We start from the raw sequence: 17163 nt of genomic DNA on the forward strand, positions 1-17163 counted from the left end.
AGAGACTATCTCAACCATTACGAGATAGTCTCTTTCGTTTCTGTTAAAAAAGAGAGACCACATTTGCCTCTCTACTATGATTTTTTATATCTTCCTGGAGTGTATTTTTCACTCGCCTTAAAGTTATATACCGGTTTAATAAAGCTTGCAATCTCTACGGTTTCTTCCACTTTTTCAAGAATTTCATTGATTGGCTTGTAGGCCATTGGCGCTTCATCGAGGGTTTCTTCAGACACCGATGTCGTCCATATGCCCTTCATTGTGTTGTGGAAATCATCCATCCTTAAGGTCCTCATGGCCTGGGTCCGGCTCAAGACACGGCCCGCTCCATGCGGTGCCGAGTAATTCCACTCGTCGTTACCCTTACCGACTGCTAAAATTGACCCGTCCCTCATATTGATAGGAATAATCAGCCGCTCCCCTTTTTGTGCAGATACTGCGCCCTTACGCAAAATCAGGTTATCGGTATCGATATAGTTGTGTATTGTATCGAAACGATCCGCTTCTTCGAATCCCATATTTTCAGTAATCGCTCTGGCGATTTCTTCACGGTTGGCTTTTGCGAATGCCTGAGCCAGTTTCATGTCATGAATATAGTCATTAAAATCCTCGCCTTCCAAATAGGCTAAATCATCCGGAATGATGGGATTTTTTTCTTTGTAGTTTTGAATCATAGCTTGAATTTCCCTTTGGCGCCCCTCAGTCTTTAGTTTTTCAATGATTTCGCTTAAATCATGCTTACGGAGCTTAGAGATGGCCAGCTTTTGATAATATTGTGCAATCTTTGCTCCTATATAGCGACTTCCGGTATGGATAGTTAAATAGTGGAATCCTTCAGAGTCAGTCGAAACCTCAATGAAATGATTACCGCCACCAAGCGTTCCAACACTATATAGGCTTTTATTCTGACTCAGAATATGGGCTGCTTTAAATTCTTCCGTGGACGGAAAACTCGTGTTAACGAAACCGACGGTCTCATCCGTATGAATCTCCTGTCCGCTAGGGACGTACGTCCTGATCACTTTATCCAATTTATTAAAATCGACCTTTTTTTCTTGAAGTTTGACAGTCATAACGCCGCAGCCGACATCCACGCCTACCAGATTCGGGACCACTTTATCCTTTAACTGAATGGTCGTGCCAATCACGCAGCCTTTCCCAGCATGATAGTCTGGCATAATACTAATTTTGGTATCTTTTAGAAATGCTTGATTACAAAGCTCCTTGATTTGCTCAAGCGCTGCTTCCTGCGTCTGTGTTCCCGTTATTTTAATCACGAGTTTCTCGCCTCCTTTTACAGATATTAACAATAGGCTAACATTGATGGGGGATTTAAACAATCGATTTTTGTGCGACAAATTTCTTTTGCAACTATTAGGTATATGAAGGACATTTTGATTCGACTGACAACTGTTTTTGTCCTTAATCCCGCTTTTCAAGGACATTTTGCTACGGACGGCACCTGTTTTTGTCCTTCATCCGGCTTATCATGGACATTTCACTACTCCCGACATCTGATTTTGTCCTTCATCCAGCTTATCATGGACATTTCGCTACTGCCTGCACCTGATTTTGTCCTTCATCCGGCTTATCAAGGACATTTCACTACTCCCGACATCTGATTTTGTCCTTCATCCGGCTTATCAAGGACATTTCACTACTGGCGGCACCCGTTTTTGTCCTTAATCCGGCTTATCAAGGACATTTCGCTACTCCCGGAACCTGATTTTGTCCTTCATCCCCCAGCAACTAAAAAAAGAAGATGCCCCCACCACTGGACATCTTCCAACAAAACTATTAATATATCGTCTGCATTCCTTTTCCGGCCACTGTCATCCACTCGAACTGGCGCAGCCTTACCTCGAACAGCGTCAGCGGGTCGCGGAACATTTGCGGGTTGGCGTTCAACTTGTTCAGCATCTCGCGGTTTGATGCCGCCTCTCCGCGCGTTTCTTCCACTGCAGATTTTAAGACACCTAGTGGACTCTTGAAAAACCAAGAGACATCCCTCTCCAACGATTTTTCAAATAGCTCGAACGGCTGGAAAAACTGGCGGCACACCTGTGCAGCAACCTCTGTATAATCCTCGTTTTCCACAAAGGACTTGTATTTGTTATATACCATCGTTTTGTTCTGCGACAAGGCCCCGAACAGCTTCCCCGCACTTTTCAATAAGAACTGCGAAGGAGTCCGCTTCAGCAAAATATTGACAGGCTCAAGCACGAATCGGCTTGTCATTCGGTCGATATCGCGGCGCCAATCATCAAGCACCTTAAAATCACACTCAAGGCTAAGCCTCTCTTCACCATACATTTGATTGAAACCTGCACCGAGCTCAATTAATAATTCCTGCCCTTGGTCAAATTCCTCCCGACAGCCCTTAATCCATTCCTGAAGCCTTGTATAGTAATTCGGCATTACCTGCTGCTCCAGATAATCCTGAATGCGGTTGTTCATCTCATGATTGAGGTCCAAATGAATGGTACTGAAATTACTGTCCTCCCTGATCAAGTTCGAGCACTCTGACAGCATTTTGGGAATAGCTTCAAAAATATCCGCTTCAATCGATTCCTTTACAGAGCGGTACAGCTTGGTGATTGACTTTGTTTTCTGCGATACCTCATCATTCAATTGATGGACAGCACCACTTAACTTCATATTCATTTCCTCGTTCCAATGAACCGTTTCAATTAAGCGATTTTCAACGTCAAGCCGCTTTTGCAAAAGACCTGCAATCGTCGCGCGAATAAAATATAACAGTTTAGCAAGACGTTTATCTGCTATGTTTCTTGTATTACGAATTGAGTCGATAAACACCTGTAGATCGCTTAACTGCTGTACACGGTCATATTGTGAAGAAAAGCCTAACAGCTTGGCATCAGGCAAATAAGAATGAATCGCATGCTTCGTTTCCTCATAAACCTGAATGGCATCCTGTTCATTTACAATTGTGTCCAGCTTACTCAACAGAAAATGGATCGGCAGGTCGGGGGCAAGTCCTTGGATTTGTGCCACAACTGCCCGCTCTTTTTCCGTAAACGGAGCATTCGCATCCAACACAAACAAAACAGAGTCAGCAAGGTTTAAATACTTCAACACCTCAAAACGGTCATTTTGGTTCCCTTTTAACCCTGGTGTATCAATTATAGCCAAACTATTCTCCTGTAAAAAAGGAGTTGGCTGCTTAAATTCAATGATGGACTCAAGCGCATTACGAAGACGGTCCATGCGCTCTTGGAAGTCAGTAAATCCGGAAAGTGTCTTAATCTCTCCGTCAGTTATTTCGGTAATATCCACTTCTCCGCCATTTTTAAACATCACAACGGATGAAGTCGGGCTGTCCTGAACGTCCTCACCGAAAATGGTATTGATAAAGGTAGACTTTCCGCTGCCTACGAGTCCGGTAACAAACAGATGCTGCGTATCGAAGTCAACAAGCTGGTCAACAATCCAGTTCACACGGTTGTTTTTCCCCATATCGTTAACTTCCGCCCATTTAATAATCGCTTCAAGTAACGACAAGCACTCTTCCAGTTCATCCATGTCACACTCTGTCTTGCTGATTAAATGTTCAGCCTCCTCCACAATGGAGACGCTGAGGCTTGCCGGAAATAGTTCGTTCCAGGACAAAATAGCCGCTGCCGCAGCAACAACATTCCCGCCATCAGCTAGCCGCACCCAGTTTGTCAGCAGGTCCGGAAGAAAATCATCAATTTGTTTAATGTAGTACTTACCGCCAATATAGTGAAAATACGTATCTTTATGCAGTCGCGAAAGCTCGCGCAATTGATCTTGGCGGTCCAACTCCAGATTCAACAATAATTGATTGATTTCCTTAATCCAAAGCAGATAGGAATTTTCATTCATATAACTGTTCCATAACGATGAAACAAGCTGCTCAAATTTTTCCTTATTTACGCCATACAAACTAAATAAGGCATGGGAAAAATAGCTAGGTGACAGCGCCCGTGTCACTCCATTTTCCACATAGGTGTTTAGAATTTCAAACCACTCAAGCGATTCTGTCCGCTTTGCTTCGTTTACCGCTAGTTCAATGGCATTATCCCAATCTTCCCGCTCTTCAAAAAAAGCGCGGGCCACATTCGTGACATTTGGGTAATCCGGATAAGCAGCCACCGTTCTTTTAATGACCGCCACAGCGGCATCAATTTTGCTGCGTTCAATATAAAGAGCAAATAACTTTAACGCGACCTCAGCATTCAATGTAGAATTATCAGTTTCAATCACCGTGTATATATCTTCCGCCGCCGACAACAGGCCCAGTTCATAATAGGCATCGGCGGTATTTTTTCTGGCCCACGGTTCAAGCTCGTTGATAATATTTTCCCATTTAAAAATAGCTGATTCATAGTCCTTATGATGAAAATATACTTCCCCTTGGGCATACCTTATCCGTGTTAAATCCGGGAGATCCTTTCGGGCTTCCTCCTGAAATGCTTCCCCCAGCACCTTAATGGGGTGTTCATCTTCATGTTCATTAATGAACATTTTATAAAAGGTTTTGTCCTTTAATTGTTTTTCAAACGTCATTTCTATCCCCCCAATTGCCAACACTCTATTGTATATATGGTAAAGAGGCATTATTATTCCTCATACTATTCGAAGGTTATGTGGCTTATAAGTCCCTTTTTACCGATTTTACCAAATGTTTTGATGTAAATTATATCAGTTGTATTTCATTTTCGAGACAAACAACATACCTTCATTCTGTTTTAAAAAATAAAAATTAGATCATCCTTCCTTATTTACCTTCTTAAAAAGTATAATAAGACAAATAATCCAAAGGAGAAATCTATTATGGAAAGGGAGCAGGCATTATTTTTATCAAAAAAAATCGAAAACTTAAGGTCCACTGAATATGAGATAAAGAAATTAGAAACCGTTAATAGTACATTACCCAAGTTCCACCAATGGACGAATGGGAAGACCACCTTAGCTGCCTTTAAGGTAAATAAGCCAAGTACTGAAACAGGCTGTTACCTTCTATTTATTGATTGGCACCACAAGGGGATCTATTACTTAGTCATATATGCTTATGACAAGTCTACTACCTTGGCAGAATTACGTCAGGTTCAGGATGTTGACGGAACTCCTCATATAATGTGGACCTATAAACCTTTTAAGCGGGACGGAAAAAATGATACACGAAAAGCTTATTTTAAACAGATGTTCGGTTCCACTTCAGTTCAAATTCCCTTCCCGGTTTCCGAAACGGATGTTGATGACTTTTTAACACAATTATTTAAGCTATGTCAAAATCGAATAAAAGCTGATCAAATTGTAAACGTATTCGAGCTTTAACAGGTTTTTTCTTTTTGCGCCTAGCGATAGCTAAAGAAAAGGGAGGCATAATCCGCCTCCTTCCGTTTTCTATAGGACTTTACTTAAAAACGCCTTTGTCCGTTCTTCTTGAGGATTTTCAAAAATATCCTTCGGTACCCCTTCTTCGACCACAAAACCACCATCCATAAAAATCACCCGGTCACCTACCTCGCGGGCAAAGCCCATTTCGTGGGTCACGACCACCATGGTCATCCCTTCCTTGGCCAGTTGCTTCATAACTTCAAGTACCTCGCCAACCATTTCCGGATCAAGTGCAGAGGTAGGCTCATCAAACAACATGATTTTCGGTTCCATCGCCAGTGCTCTCGCAATTGCGACCCGTTGCTTTTGCCCGCCTGACAACGAATCAGGATAGGCATCTGCCTTTTCCGCTAACCCGACTTTGCGTAAAAGTTCCAAGCCTTTTTCCCGGGCTTTTTCCGCTGGGACTTTTCTTACCTTAAGTGGCGCCAGCATAATATTTTCAATGACCGTTTTATGCGGGAACAGGTTAAATTGTTGAAACACCATACCCACTTCAGTACGGATCGCGTTGATATCCGTTTTTTTATCGGTAATGTCAGTCCCTTCAATCCAAACATGGCCGTCTGTAATCGTTTCTAGCAGATTAAGACAGCGCAGAAAGGTGGATTTTCCAGATCCTGACGGGCCAATGACCACTACTACCTCCTGAGGCTTTACGGATACGTTAATTCCTTTCAGGACCTCGTTCGTTCCAAATGTTTTTTTCAAACTCTTTACTTCTATCATTCTGTGGCCAACCTTCTTTCAAGTTGATTTAACAATAAGCTGAGTGAAAAAGTTAAGACCAAATAAATGAGTGCCGCTGTAATATATGGTTCCCATGCACGGTAGTACTGCCCCTGCATTGCCTGTCCCCAATACATCAATTCTTTAACAGCGATAATGGCTACCAGTGATGAATCCTTGATTAAGACAATAAATTCGTTTCCAAGCGGCGGAATCATCCTTTTAATAGCCTGTGGCAGGATAACGAAGCGCATTGCCTGTACATGATTCATCCCAAGCGAGCGGGCGGCTTCCATCTGGCCCTTATCAATTGATTGAATACCGGCGCGGAAAATTTCTGCCACATAGGCTGCTGAATTTAACGAAAGAGCTGTAATACCAGCAATAATGCCATTTGTTTCACCTATAATGAGAGGAATAAGTCCAAAGTGAACTAATAAAATCTGCACTAATAATGGCGTTCCCCGGAAAAACGTAATATAAGCCTTAAACGGGAAAGCAAGCCACTTATTCTGCACCATTTTCCCCAGCCCAATAAATAGTCCTAGGAAAGTGCCTATTAAAATACTGGCAATAGAGATGCCAATGGTAAGCAATGTTCCTTTTGCAAAAAATGGAGCATATTCAGCAAGTATGTCCCAACGAATATCCATTCATGAATCCCCCTATTTAAACCTTGTGCTTAACTGTGATGTTGTTAAGACAAAAATTGCGTAACTGCTAGTTTGTAAGAGTTACGCAATTCTAGTTTTAAAGATTATTTTTGTTGTGCTTTGACTTCGGTAAGGTCCGGATCTACCTTAAACCACTTCTTGTAGATTTTCGCATATTCACCGTTTTCCATGACTTCTTTAATAGCCTTATCAAAATCAGCTTTTAACTTACTTCCCTTAGGGAACAATAATCCGTAAAACTCTTTATCAAAGGCAGCTTCATCTTCTATGATGACAAAATTTTCTTTCGGATTATTTTTTACATACTCTTCAATGACAGTGTTATCAGCAACAACTGCGTCCGCACCGCCGCCTTTTAACTCCATAATTGCCAGATTGTTATCCTTAAACTTTTTAAGATTTTTACTTTCTGCCCCAAGGAGCTTTTCAACTGCTTCCTGACCGGTTGTTCCATTTTGCACTGCCACGACCTTGTCTTTTAAATCTTCTGCGCTTTTAATCGGGCTGTCTTTTGGAATCATGATTTTATTAGTAGATAAGAAGTAAGGTACTGAGAAATCATAGGTTTGTTTACGTTTGTCGTTAATTGTAATGGAGGAAATTCCGATGTCTGCTGTTTTTCCTTTAATTTCAACAAATAATGGATCCCAGCCCACATGTTCAACCTTTACTTTGTAGCCGGCTTGCTTTGCAACAGCGTTAATGAAGTCGATATCAAATCCGACCACTTCCCCTTTATCTTGGTACTCGAACGGGGCATATGCCGCATCTGTCACGACTCTTAACGTCTTATCCTTGTCCCCTTCGCCCCCGCTTGTTTTGCTTGTTCCGCATGCCGAGAGAATGAACACAAATGCAGCAACCAAAATTGTAGTGAATAATTTAAAATTCTTCATTTTGGACCTCCTATATTTTTTTATTAAATCATTTTTTGCAATTCCAATAATATTTTGAATATACACTATTGAATAAATTTTTAAAAGTAGTTTATCAAAAATATTTACAATATTGGGATAATAAATTTTTATACCTAACAATGTTTATCTATTCATAGACTTTAATTTATTACTATATTAATAAGTTTAAATAATATTATATATATAGTTTTTTGAAATCTTACACATTCCTAATTCATTAAGCTCATTTTTTAAAATATTCAAAAGGGGTTTCCATGGGTATTAGCCGTTGCTCCTCCACGAATACCTACATATTGTATATCACATCCACAAAAATAAAGGAGTGTAGCCCCATGAATCCATACGGTTATTATCATATCCCGCAATCGCAAGTGGACTATAATACCTATGTCCCGCAAATCCTTCCGCAAGGAACCCAAGCTCAGTTCGACCCGAATAGACAGCCGCAGCAGCTTGAGCGGAGAGTCAACCAACTCGAAAGGGAAAATAATCGCCAGCAGCAGGAAATCGAGCGGCTTTCCCGTGAAGTTAACCAGCTCTCGCGCCGCCTGCAGCGTGTAAATCAACGCCTGCGTGCTGTTGAAAGAAGGTTTAACTTTCCGTTTACTCCATTCGATGGGGAATATTAATAAAAATGAACCAGGTCCAGCACCTGGTTCATCTTTATTAACCCCCCGTAAAGTTTCCTTTCAAGTTCCCAAACCCCGTTTTAAAAAGTATGTTACATAATCTTACAGAATCCCTGACAAAACTCGAAAACTCAGATAAATTTTTCCATATAAAACTAGAGAGGATGATTCATATGAATCAAAAAAGTTCCGTTCGATTAGCTAAAACGATTCTTCTTTTAGATCAATTACGAGATGAATTATATGAAGAACTCATGAAAAACCTGGGGCCAAGCGGACACGAATTATTAAGAAGACTTCAAAACCTTTAAGCGTGAGGGATATCTCACTAGATACCCTGATAAATTTCCTCCAAAGCAAAACAAAATAAATGTCAATCTTAATTACATGTGAGAAAATATAACATAAAAATACATTAAGATTTATTGGACTTTAGAATGGAGTGTGGTGAGAAGAAAACATGGGAAATGAATCATCTTACAAAGATAAAAAGGTCATTACCATTGGCATTGTTAAAGAACTTACCGGTTTATCCGAAAGACAGATTCGTTACTATGAAGAGCGCAAACTCATTTTTCCGGAAAGAACCGCCGGCGGCAGCCGTAAATACTCGTTTGCAGACGTGGAACTACTAGTGGATATCGCCAACAAAATTGAGGACGGTGTCCAGACACACGAAATCAGAAAGGAAATGCTAAAAGCACAAAAGAAACAAAACCAGGAAGAAATTCGCAGAAAGATGATACAAGGTCAGCTAAATGCCCAATTCGGGATACGAAAAGGCCCAGCTTCTCATTAAGGAAGCTGGGCTTTTTTGTTGTGTATGGGCTGACTCTGATTCAAATATCAACATCGAAGATTTTCCAAATAATAAAAACCATGTAAGAATTCCTAACAGGATTGTAGAACTGCTAACAAATACATGTAAAAATACAACTACACCAAACGTTACAAATACTAACATACTTTAAAGGAGGAACAATCATGGATACTTTATTTTTAATGAACAGTCTGTGGGTAATGCTGGGAGCAGTCCTCGTCATCTTGATGATCGGCGGCTTCATCCTCTTGGAAACAGGATCAACTCGAATGAAAAATGCTGGGCATGTAGCCGGGAAAACGATTCTTACCTTTGGTATTGGCTCCATTGTATTTTGGGCAGTTGGCTTTGGCCTCATTTTTGGCAAAGGAAGTTCAATTCTTGGTTTCTCGGACTTCTTTTACTCAGGTTATGACATTAAAGGTTTAGCACTATCAGGCTCAGTATTCTTCCTATTCCAATTAGCATTTGCAGGCATTTCTTTAACAATCGCCTTTGGGGGATTTGCCGAACGCGCTAAATTGGGCGCCTATATTGTCTTCGCCGTCCTATTTTCCATTATCGTCTATCCGCCGATTGCCCATTGGATTTGGGGTGGAGGCTGGCTGGCTGAACATGGCAAACAAGATTTTGCAGGCTCCACCGTTGTTCATTTAACAGGTGCGATGGCGGCACTGGCAGCTACAATTATCTTAAAACCTCGGATTGGTAAATATAATAAGGATGGCTCCGCTAATAATCTTGCAGGTCACAACCAGGTGTTTACCGCCCTTAGCGTGTTGCTTTTATGGGTAGGCTGGTTCGGTTTCAACGCCGGAAGCACGTTATCGGTTGACAAAGCCTTTTTCGGTTTTGTTGCCACCAATACCAACTTGGCCGCTGCAGCCGGTACCGTCGCGGCGATGATGATCTCTTGGATGGTTTTAGGAAAAGCCGATGTGCCGATGATGCTGAACGGGGCACTAGCAGGCCTTGTGGCAATTACCGCTTCTTGCGCATTTGTTGAAACCTGGGCGGCCGTGGTGATCGGATTTATTTCAGGAATCCTCGTCTTCTACAGCATTCGTTTTTTTGAAAAAAGAAAAATTGATGATCCGATTGCAGCATTATCCGTTCATGGTACAGCAGGAGTTTGGGGCACCCTGTCAACGGGATTCTTCGCCACAAAAGAATTAGCAACGGTCGGGAAGCCGGGATTATTTTACGGTGGCGGCCTGCACCAGCTAGGTGTTCAAGCAATGGGGGTTTTGGTGTGCGGCACCTTCGCATTTATTGTCTCTTTTATTCTTCTTAAGATCATGAAAACAGCAATGAACGGGCTTAGAGTAACTGAAGAGGAAGAAATTATCGGTCTTGATATGAGCGAACACGGCAGTTACGGCTACCCTGAATTACTGAAATCTGAACAACGGCTTAATGCTTAAATTTTTTATTACAAAGAGGCTGCCCTCGGCAGCCTCCTCTTTCTAAAAGGGGTGGAACCAAATGTCGGACTCCTGCTATATGGAAATCCGTAAATTTCGGGATGACAAAATGAAGCAAGCATCTCACGATCACATTAAATTAAATCAACTCCACGATGAAATAATGAAAAAGGTCATCCATATTGCCTTAAAGCAAACTACTGAAAAGCTCGGACCTTTGCCCTGTCCCTTCACATTTTTTGTCATGGGTTCAGCCGGCCGGTTCGAACAGTCTATCTGGAGCGACCAAGATCATGGAATTATTTATCAGGAAGATCGTGTTGAAACAAAGGTTTATTTCCTTGAACTAGGAAAAGAAATATCAAGAGGGTTATTCCAAGCCGGATATTCTTATTGTGATGGCGGGGTGATGGCCAGCAATCCATTATGGTGCAAATCCTTAAATGAATGGCATCAGCAATTGATGAAGTGGATTTTTGAGTTCTCCTGGGAGTCTGTTCGCTATCTATTAATCTTTATAGACGCGAGAACATTATTGGGAAATCAGGAATTTGTAGATACTTTAAAAAATCAAATCTATCGGACTGCAAATAAAGATCAGCTTGTTAAAAAAATGCTTAACAACACGAAGTATCTCAAAAATGGCATTAACGTTTTCGGAAAGCTAGTGACTGAAACACACGGGCCATACGCAGGATTGCTAAACATCAAAGAAATCGGCATCTTACCTTACGTAAATGCCGTCCGTCTCATTGCTATCAAAGAGAATCTGCTGACAACACCCACACTTGAACGGCTAGATAAGCTTTCAGAACTACATTTTTCCGATATTGATATAGATTTATTCAAACATCAGTTTATTAGATTATTAAACTTTCGGCTAATCTATTGTAACCACACAAATTACGATTCTGGCCATTATTTGCCTGTCGCCCACTTATCGAGAGAGCAATCGAAAGAATTAAAAGATGTTATCAAATACGGCTCGGCCCTTTTTCACTCTGTCCGAAAGTTAATTGAAAAGGAAGATTCCCATGCCAATGAATGAAATGATTCAATTCTTCAGACAACTATCCGGAAAAATCAATTCCAATCTTTACGCTGGCCTGCCGTGGAGCTCTTCACCGCAGCAGCAGACATTTCTCAGGGAACTGCAGAAAGAACTCAAGCAGACGAACACGCTGCAAATCCCCCTCTATGAGCTGCCGGTAGTTGTATTTGATATTGAGACAACAGGTTTTTATCCAGATAAGGGGGATCAGATTATTTCGATTGGAGCGGTCAAAATGATGGGAGCAGAAATGAAAGCGGGGGAAACTTTTTATACTCTCGTAAAGTCAGACCTTCCTCTATCAAAGGAGATTTCTGAACTAACCAGTATTCAAGAGATAGAATTACGTCATGCCCCTAATCCCGCAGATGTACTGGTGAATTTTTCCAAATTTATCAAAAGTAATATTCTTGTCGCCCATCACTCCAATCATGAGCTGAATTTTATGAGAAAGATGACAAGGGATTATCTGCGCTGTAGTTTTGTCCACCGTATTGTTGATACATCCTTCCTGCTTCGGCTCGAAGACCCATTCTTTATTCAAAGGCCGCTTGAGGAAATCTGCCAGAACTGCGGCATTGAAATAAAGAACCGGCATCATGCTCTTGGAGATGCGCTTATGACAGCCAAGATTTGGAGTCATTATCTAAAAGCGGCAGAAACAAAAGGCTTTAAAAATCTGCAGGAAATATATGAATATCTTTCAAAGCTCAAGTAACGATAACAGTCAGTTGAATAAATATACAAGCCGCTACATTTTTTCTACTATAATTAATGGAAGGAAAAGTTAACTTTGTTTCCGTTTATTTCCTCCCCTCTAATTTAAATTCCCACAATAAATCTGCAAATAAAAAAATTCATAAATTTTTTTATTTTCGATATAACCCCATGATGAAAGGATTGTAAACGCTCCCAGTTTGTTTAACTAGTTTGAATTGTCAGATTTTTGTGTTGACCATGTCTTTAATTGGTTGTATGATAATCGTCAATAAGTACTAAGAAATTTTTCTTGGCGCCTTTATTCAATTCTTTATAAATGAGAACGACAAAGGCTCTTCTTTTTAATAACGGAATGGCTTGTCAATATGAAGAAACAAACCATGACCTGTCAGTTAGGAGATCGTAAAATGAGAAGCGATATGATTAAAAAGGGGATTGATCGTGCTCCCCACCGCAGCTTACTATACGCAACAGGGGTCAAAACGAGTGATTTGGAAAAACCGTTTATCGGTGTTTGTAACTCGTACATTGATATTATCCCTGGTCATAAACACCTTAATCATTTCGGTGAAATAGTCAAGGAAGCCATCCGCGAAGCCGGCGGTATTCCTTTCGAATTTAATACAATCGGTGTAGATGACGGAATTGCCATGGGACATATCGGAATGCGCTATTCGCTTCCAAGCCGCGAAATTATCGCGGACAGTGCCGAAACAGTCATCAATGCCCATTGGTTCGATGGAGTCTTCTACATTCCGAACTGTGACAAGATCACGCCAGGAATGTTGATGGCAGCAGCCCGAACCAATGTACCATCCGTTTTTGTATCAGGCGGTCCGATGGAGGCTGGTGTTTCACCAACAACAGGAAAAAATCTTTCCCTTACTTCAGTTTTTGAAGGTGTTGGTGCTTACCACAATGGTACCATCAGCCAGCAGCAGCTGCTTGAAATTGAAACCAATGCCTGTCCTACTTGCGGCTCATGTTCTGGTATGTTCACAGCGAATTCTATGAACTGCTTAATGGAAGTTTTAGGAATGACCGTTCCTGGCAATGGAACGATGGTTGCTACTTCTGAAGAAAGACATGAATTAATTAAGCAAGCAGCAAGACATTTGATTGACTTAATTAAAAAAGATATTAAACCTCGCGACATCATTACACGAGAAGCCATTGATAATGCCTTTGCACTAGACATGGCGATGGGCGGATCAACTAATACTGTGTTACACACATTAGCGATTGCTCATGAAGCAGGTATCGATTATGATCTTCGCGAAATTAATAAAATTGCTGAAAGAGTTCCATACCTTTCCAAGATTATGCCAGCATCTGATTATTCAATGGACGATGTTCATCGTGCCGGCGGTGTAAGTGCCATCATTAATGAACTTTATAAAGTAGAAGGCGCATTGCATGATAACTGCCTTACAATTACAGGGAACACTCTCAGAGAAAATGTGAAGGACGCAACAATTACCAATGAAGCGGTTATTCGGACAAAAGACAATCCATATAGCCCTGTTGGAGGACTATCCATCCTATATGGAAATATTGCTCCAGATGGCGCCGTAATCAAGGTTGGCGCTGTAGATCCTTCGATTAAAACATTTTTAGGTGAAGCAATTGTGTTTGAATCCCAAGATGAGGCATTAGAAAGCATTCATAATGGAACGGTAAAAGCCGGCCATGTAGTGGTAATCCGCTACGAAGGTCCTAAAGGCGGTCCAGGAATGCCGGAAATGTTAGCTCCTACCTCCGCTATTATGGGCCGAGGGTTAGGAAAAGAAGTTGCCCTTATCACAGACGGCCGTTTCTCAGGTGCAAGCCGTGGAATTTCCATCGGTCATATCTCACCTGAAGCTGCAGAAGGCGGACCAATCGGTCTCGTTGAAAATGGTGACAAAATATTAATTGACCTCGAAGCACGTTCAATTGAACTTGTCGTGGATGATGTTGTGTTAGCTGAAAGACGCAAGAATTGGGTAAAGCCGGAGCCTAAAATCAAATCTGGCTATCTAGCAAAATATGCAAAACTCGTTACTTCTGCCAACACCGGAGGAGTAATGAAAATATAAATTTTAGTTATTTACTGGGAACCACTAGTACCCCTCCCCTTCTCTAAAGAAGTTAAGGTACTACAACAAAATCTTTGACAATAAAATAGTCAAATCGATGACGGGAATAAAGGTGTAGGAATTTGTATTTTCAGAGAGCTGGGGTTGCTGGAAGCCCAGTAATACAACCTACTCCGACATCATCCCTGAGTGTTATTCTGAACGGTTTTTAACTTAGTAGGTATAGCCGGGTGTCAACTTAGAGCACCTGTTACAAAAAGAAGCGTTTCTTTTAGATTAGTTGTCGCTTCATGAGGCAGTATTCGTAAGGATACTGTAAAACCCGGGTGGTACCGAGAAAATGAAAGGCCTTTTCTCCCCGAACATTCTGCTTTTGATGTACTTGACTGCAGTTTATTCGGAGAGAACAGGCCTTTTTTACTGTGTTTAAACACAGTTGAAGATTTAGTTTTTTAAATATTCAATTACCCATAAGGAGGGAACTATGACGTGAAAGCAGAAGCAAAGCTGGAATTCCAAACCAGTACGGCACCAAAAACAGGTGCAGACCTTCTCATCGATCTTTTAATTAAAGAAGGTGTTGATACATTATTCGGGTATCCTGGGGGTGCCGTCCTGCCGATTTACGATGCGATTTATCGGGCACAAAAATCCATTAAGCACGTCCTCTTCCGTCACGAGCAAGGAATGATTCATGCTGCTGAAGGGTATGCCCGAATTACCGGAAAGCCTGGAGTTGTCATTGCCACTTCGGGTCCTGGGGCAACGAACTTGGTTACTGGAATTACAGATGCCATGATGGATTCCTTACCACTTGTGATTTTCACAGGGCAGGTTGCTCGGACAGTCATCGGAACAGATGCCTTCCAAGAAGCAGATGTAATGGCGATTACCACGCCGATTACAAAACACAATTATCAAGTGCAATCTGTAGCCGACCTGCCGAGAATTGTTAAGGAAGCTTTTCATATTGCTTCAACAGGAAGACCAGGACCGGTTTTAGTTGATGTACCGAAGGATATCTCTTCTGAAATTTTAGCGGCATACCCAGGAGAAGCTGCCATGGACCTGCCAGGCTATCAGCCAACAATTAAACCGAATCCATTGCAAATTCGGAAGCTTGCTGAGGCCCTTCCAAAAGCTAAAAAGCCTGTGATTCTTTCCGGCGCTGGCGTTCTCCATGCAAAAGCCTCCGCTGAATTAACAGCTTTTGCTGAAAATCATAAGATTCCAGTCGTAACCACCCTGCTTGGACTTGGAACCTTCCCGGCAGACAGCCCGCTCTCCTTAGGAATGGGCGGTATGCACGGAACTTATGCAGCTAACATGGCTTTATACGAATGCGATTTGCTCATCAATTTCGGTGCTCGTTTTGATGATCGATTAACAGGAAACTTGAAGCATTTTGCTCCATTCGCGAAAGTTGCTCACATTGACATTGACCCTGCGGAAATTGGCAAAAACGTTCCAACTCAAATTCCGATTGTGGCCGATGCTAAAGCAGCTTTAACACAATTGATTGAAGAAGCAGTGGATTCCCCATCACATGAGGATTGGCTGGAAACTCTTAATCAAAATAAAAAGGACTTTCCGCTTTGGTATAAGCATGATCCAAACGGCATGAGCCCGCAATGGCTAATCGAAGCGGTTCATAAAGTAACGAATGGTGAAGCGATTGTCGCTACAGATGTTGGCCAGCATCAAATGTGGGCTGCACAGTTCTACAACTTCAATCATCCGCACCGCTGGATTACTTCAGGCGGACTTGGAACAATGGGCTTCGGCTTCCCTGCTGCAATTGGGGCACAGATGGCTGAACCAGACAGTACCGTAGTGGCAATTGTCGGAGATGCCGGGTTCCAAATGACACTGCAGGAATTATCGGTCATTTACGAACGCAACCTGCCGGTTAAAATCATTATTGTTAATAACGGTGCACTTGGCATGGTCCGCCAGTGGCAGGAGCTTCAATATGGTAATCGCATTTCCGAATCCCTGCTTCATACCCAGCCTGATTTTGTTAAACTGGCTGAAAGCTACGGAATCCGCGGTGCAAAAATTGATAACCAGGAAGACCTAGTTGCCTCCCTGCCAGAGCTTATGGCCTATGATGGTCCGGTTCTCATTGATGCCCGGGTCCTTCAGAAGGAAAAAGTTTTTCCAATGGTTGCTCCTGGCAAAGGGCTTCATGAAATGATTGGGGTGAAACCAGAATGAAACGAATTATCACACTAACTGTTCAAGACCGAAGCGGTGTTTTAAATCGCGTGACGGGACTGCTGCAAAGGCGTCAATTTAACATTTCCAGCATATCCGTTGGTGCTACTGAAATCGAAGGCGTTTCTAAAATGACGCTTGTGGTTGAAGTAGAAGACGAGCAGCGCCTTGAACAAGTAACAAAACAACTGAACAAGCAGATCGATGTTTTAAAGGTTTCTGATATTACCGATAAGGCCATTGTTGCTCGGGAACTCGCCCTAATCAAAGTAACTTCTGGTTCACAGCTGCGCAGCGAGATTAACGGGCTCATCGATCCATTCCGCGCGATTATTGTGGATGTATGTAAAGACAGCATTACCGTTCAGGTTACTGGCAAGCCTGATAAAATTGATGCCTTAATCGACTTGCTTCGCCCATTTGGCATTAAAGAAGTTGCCAGAACCGGCTTGACCGCCTTTTTACGAGGCCACCAGCCACAAGTAAATGAATTATCAGCATACTCACTAACAAAATAAC

Annotated in this window: 15 protein-coding genes; 10 read left to right on the forward strand and 5 right to left on the reverse strand. The window is 41.9% G+C overall.

The features are described from left to right. Positions 1-74 precede the first annotated feature (74 nt). Both ACNQGS_RS09945 and ACNQGS_RS09950 read right to left on the reverse strand, forming a co-directional pair. Positions 75-1277, reverse strand: coding sequence for an RtcB family protein (locus ACNQGS_RS09945; protein ID WP_491487177.1), 1203 nt, complete (start codon positions 1275-1277; stop codon positions 75-77). Between the two features lie 520 nt (positions 1278-1797). Beyond that, a complete protein-coding gene (locus ACNQGS_RS09950) occupies positions 1798-4551 on the reverse strand; it encodes a dynamin family protein (RefSeq protein ID WP_491487178.1) in 2754 nt (917 codons plus the stop codon). 267 nt (positions 4552-4818) lie between these two features. On the opposite strand from ACNQGS_RS09950, the gene ACNQGS_RS09955 reads away from it, so the two are divergent. After that, positions 4819-5322, forward strand: a complete 504-nt coding sequence (locus ACNQGS_RS09955) for a hypothetical protein (RefSeq protein WP_491487179.1) — start codon at positions 4819-4821, stop codon at positions 5320-5322. 69 nt (positions 5323-5391) lie between these two features. Here the strand turns inward: ACNQGS_RS09955 and ACNQGS_RS09960 are convergent, their stop codons facing one another. The 3 genes from ACNQGS_RS09960 to ACNQGS_RS09970 form a co-directional block, all read right to left on the reverse strand. Further along, complete coding sequence (locus tag ACNQGS_RS09960) at positions 5392-6114, reverse strand: amino acid ABC transporter ATP-binding protein (RefSeq protein WP_491487180.1); 723 nt, start codon at positions 6112-6114, stop codon at positions 5392-5394. Next, positions 6111-6767, reverse strand: a complete 657-nt coding sequence (locus ACNQGS_RS09965; protein WP_491487181.1) for an amino acid ABC transporter permease — start codon at positions 6765-6767, stop codon at positions 6111-6113. Before ACNQGS_RS09965 ends, ACNQGS_RS09960 begins: the two co-directional genes overlap by 4 nt. Positions 6768-6871: 104 nt before the next feature. Beyond that, complete coding sequence (locus ACNQGS_RS09970) at positions 6872-7684, reverse strand: basic amino acid ABC transporter substrate-binding protein (protein WP_491487182.1); 813 nt, start codon at positions 7682-7684, stop codon at positions 6872-6874. Between the two features lie 353 nt (positions 7685-8037). Between ACNQGS_RS09970 and ACNQGS_RS09975 the strand changes: the two genes are divergently transcribed. The 9 genes from ACNQGS_RS09975 to ilvN all read left to right on the forward strand — a co-directional run bounded on the left by ACNQGS_RS09975 (position 8038) and on the right by ilvN (position 17162). Beyond that, positions 8038-8334: a hypothetical protein gene (locus ACNQGS_RS09975; protein WP_491487183.1), complete on the forward strand. Its 297-nt coding sequence runs from the start codon at positions 8038-8040 to the stop codon at positions 8332-8334. Positions 8335-8507: 173 nt separating this feature from the next. Further along, positions 8508-8645, forward strand: a complete 138-nt coding sequence (locus ACNQGS_RS09980; RefSeq protein ID WP_491487184.1) for a hypothetical protein — start codon at positions 8508-8510, stop codon at positions 8643-8645. 149 nt (positions 8646-8794) lie between these two features. Further along, positions 8795-9133, forward strand: coding sequence for a MerR family transcriptional regulator (locus ACNQGS_RS09985; protein WP_491487185.1), 339 nt, complete (start codon positions 8795-8797; stop codon positions 9131-9133). A gap of 185 nt (positions 9134-9318) precedes the next feature. Beyond that, complete coding sequence (locus ACNQGS_RS09990; RefSeq protein WP_491487186.1) at positions 9319-10578, forward strand: ammonium transporter; 1260 nt, start codon at positions 9319-9321, stop codon at positions 10576-10578. Positions 10579-10687: 109 nt separating this feature from the next. Further along, positions 10688-11626, forward strand: a complete 939-nt coding sequence (locus tag ACNQGS_RS09995; RefSeq protein ID WP_491487187.1) for a DUF294 nucleotidyltransferase-like domain-containing protein — start codon at positions 10688-10690, stop codon at positions 11624-11626. Continuing rightward, positions 11613-12347: an exonuclease domain-containing protein gene (locus tag ACNQGS_RS10000; protein ID WP_491487188.1), complete on the forward strand. Its 735-nt coding sequence runs from the start codon at positions 11613-11615 to the stop codon at positions 12345-12347. The genes ACNQGS_RS09995 and ACNQGS_RS10000 overlap by 14 nt, the downstream gene beginning before the upstream one ends. 409 nt (positions 12348-12756) lie before the next feature. Next, a complete protein-coding gene (gene ilvD / locus ACNQGS_RS10005) occupies positions 12757-14427 on the forward strand; it encodes a dihydroxy-acid dehydratase (protein ID WP_491487189.1) in 1671 nt (556 codons plus the stop codon). A 489-nt stretch (positions 14428-14916) separates the two neighbouring features. Continuing rightward, on the forward strand, positions 14917-16644 hold the full coding sequence (gene ilvB / locus ACNQGS_RS10010) for a biosynthetic-type acetolactate synthase large subunit (protein ID WP_491487190.1): 1728 nt from the start codon (positions 14917-14919) through the stop codon (positions 16642-16644). After that, complete coding sequence (gene ilvN, locus ACNQGS_RS10015) at positions 16641-17162, forward strand: acetolactate synthase small subunit (RefSeq protein WP_213146491.1); 522 nt, start codon at positions 16641-16643, stop codon at positions 17160-17162. Before ilvB ends, ilvN begins: the two co-directional genes overlap by 4 nt. Position 17163 lies beyond the last annotated feature (1 nt).

This window comes from Neobacillus sp. PVCKKU3 (assembly GCF_058323225.1).

What these genes read in the sequence shown, in the direction of transcription:
- ACNQGS_RS09970 (WP_491487182.1), bottom strand. Translation starts at nt 7,684, where the DNA reads ATGAAGAATTTTAAATTATTCACTACAATTTTGGTTGCTGCATTTGTG.
- ACNQGS_RS09995 (WP_491487187.1), top strand. Translation starts at nt 10,688, where the DNA reads ATGAAGCAAGCATCTCACGATCACATTAAATTAAATCAACTCCACGAT.
- ilvN (WP_213146491.1), top strand. Translation starts at nt 16,641, where the DNA reads ATGAAACGAATTATCACACTAACTGTTCAAGACCGAAGCGGTGTTTTA.
- ACNQGS_RS09960 (WP_491487180.1), bottom strand. Translation starts at nt 6,114, where the DNA reads ATGATAGAAGTAAAGAGTTTGAAAAAAACATTTGGAACGAACGAGGTC.
- ilvD (WP_491487189.1), top strand. Translation starts at nt 12,757, where the DNA reads ATGAGAAGCGATATGATTAAAAAGGGGATTGATCGTGCTCCCCACCGC.
- ACNQGS_RS09955 (WP_491487179.1), top strand. Translation starts at nt 4,819, where the DNA reads ATGGAAAGGGAGCAGGCATTATTTTTATCAAAAAAAATCGAAAACTTA.
- ACNQGS_RS09985 (WP_491487185.1), top strand. Translation starts at nt 8,795, where the DNA reads ATGGGAAATGAATCATCTTACAAAGATAAAAAGGTCATTACCATTGGC.
- ACNQGS_RS10000 (WP_491487188.1), top strand. Translation starts at nt 11,613, where the DNA reads ATGCCAATGAATGAAATGATTCAATTCTTCAGACAACTATCCGGAAAA.
- ACNQGS_RS09990 (WP_491487186.1), top strand. Translation starts at nt 9,319, where the DNA reads ATGGATACTTTATTTTTAATGAACAGTCTGTGGGTAATGCTGGGAGCA.
- ACNQGS_RS09980 (WP_491487184.1), top strand. Translation starts at nt 8,508, where the DNA reads ATGAATCAAAAAAGTTCCGTTCGATTAGCTAAAACGATTCTTCTTTTA.
- ACNQGS_RS09975 (WP_491487183.1), top strand. Translation starts at nt 8,038, where the DNA reads ATGAATCCATACGGTTATTATCATATCCCGCAATCGCAAGTGGACTAT.
- ACNQGS_RS09950 (WP_491487178.1), bottom strand. Translation starts at nt 4,551, where the DNA reads ATGACGTTTGAAAAACAATTAAAGGACAAAACCTTTTATAAAATGTTC.
- ACNQGS_RS09965 (WP_491487181.1), bottom strand. Translation starts at nt 6,767, where the DNA reads ATGGATATTCGTTGGGACATACTTGCTGAATATGCTCCATTTTTTGCA.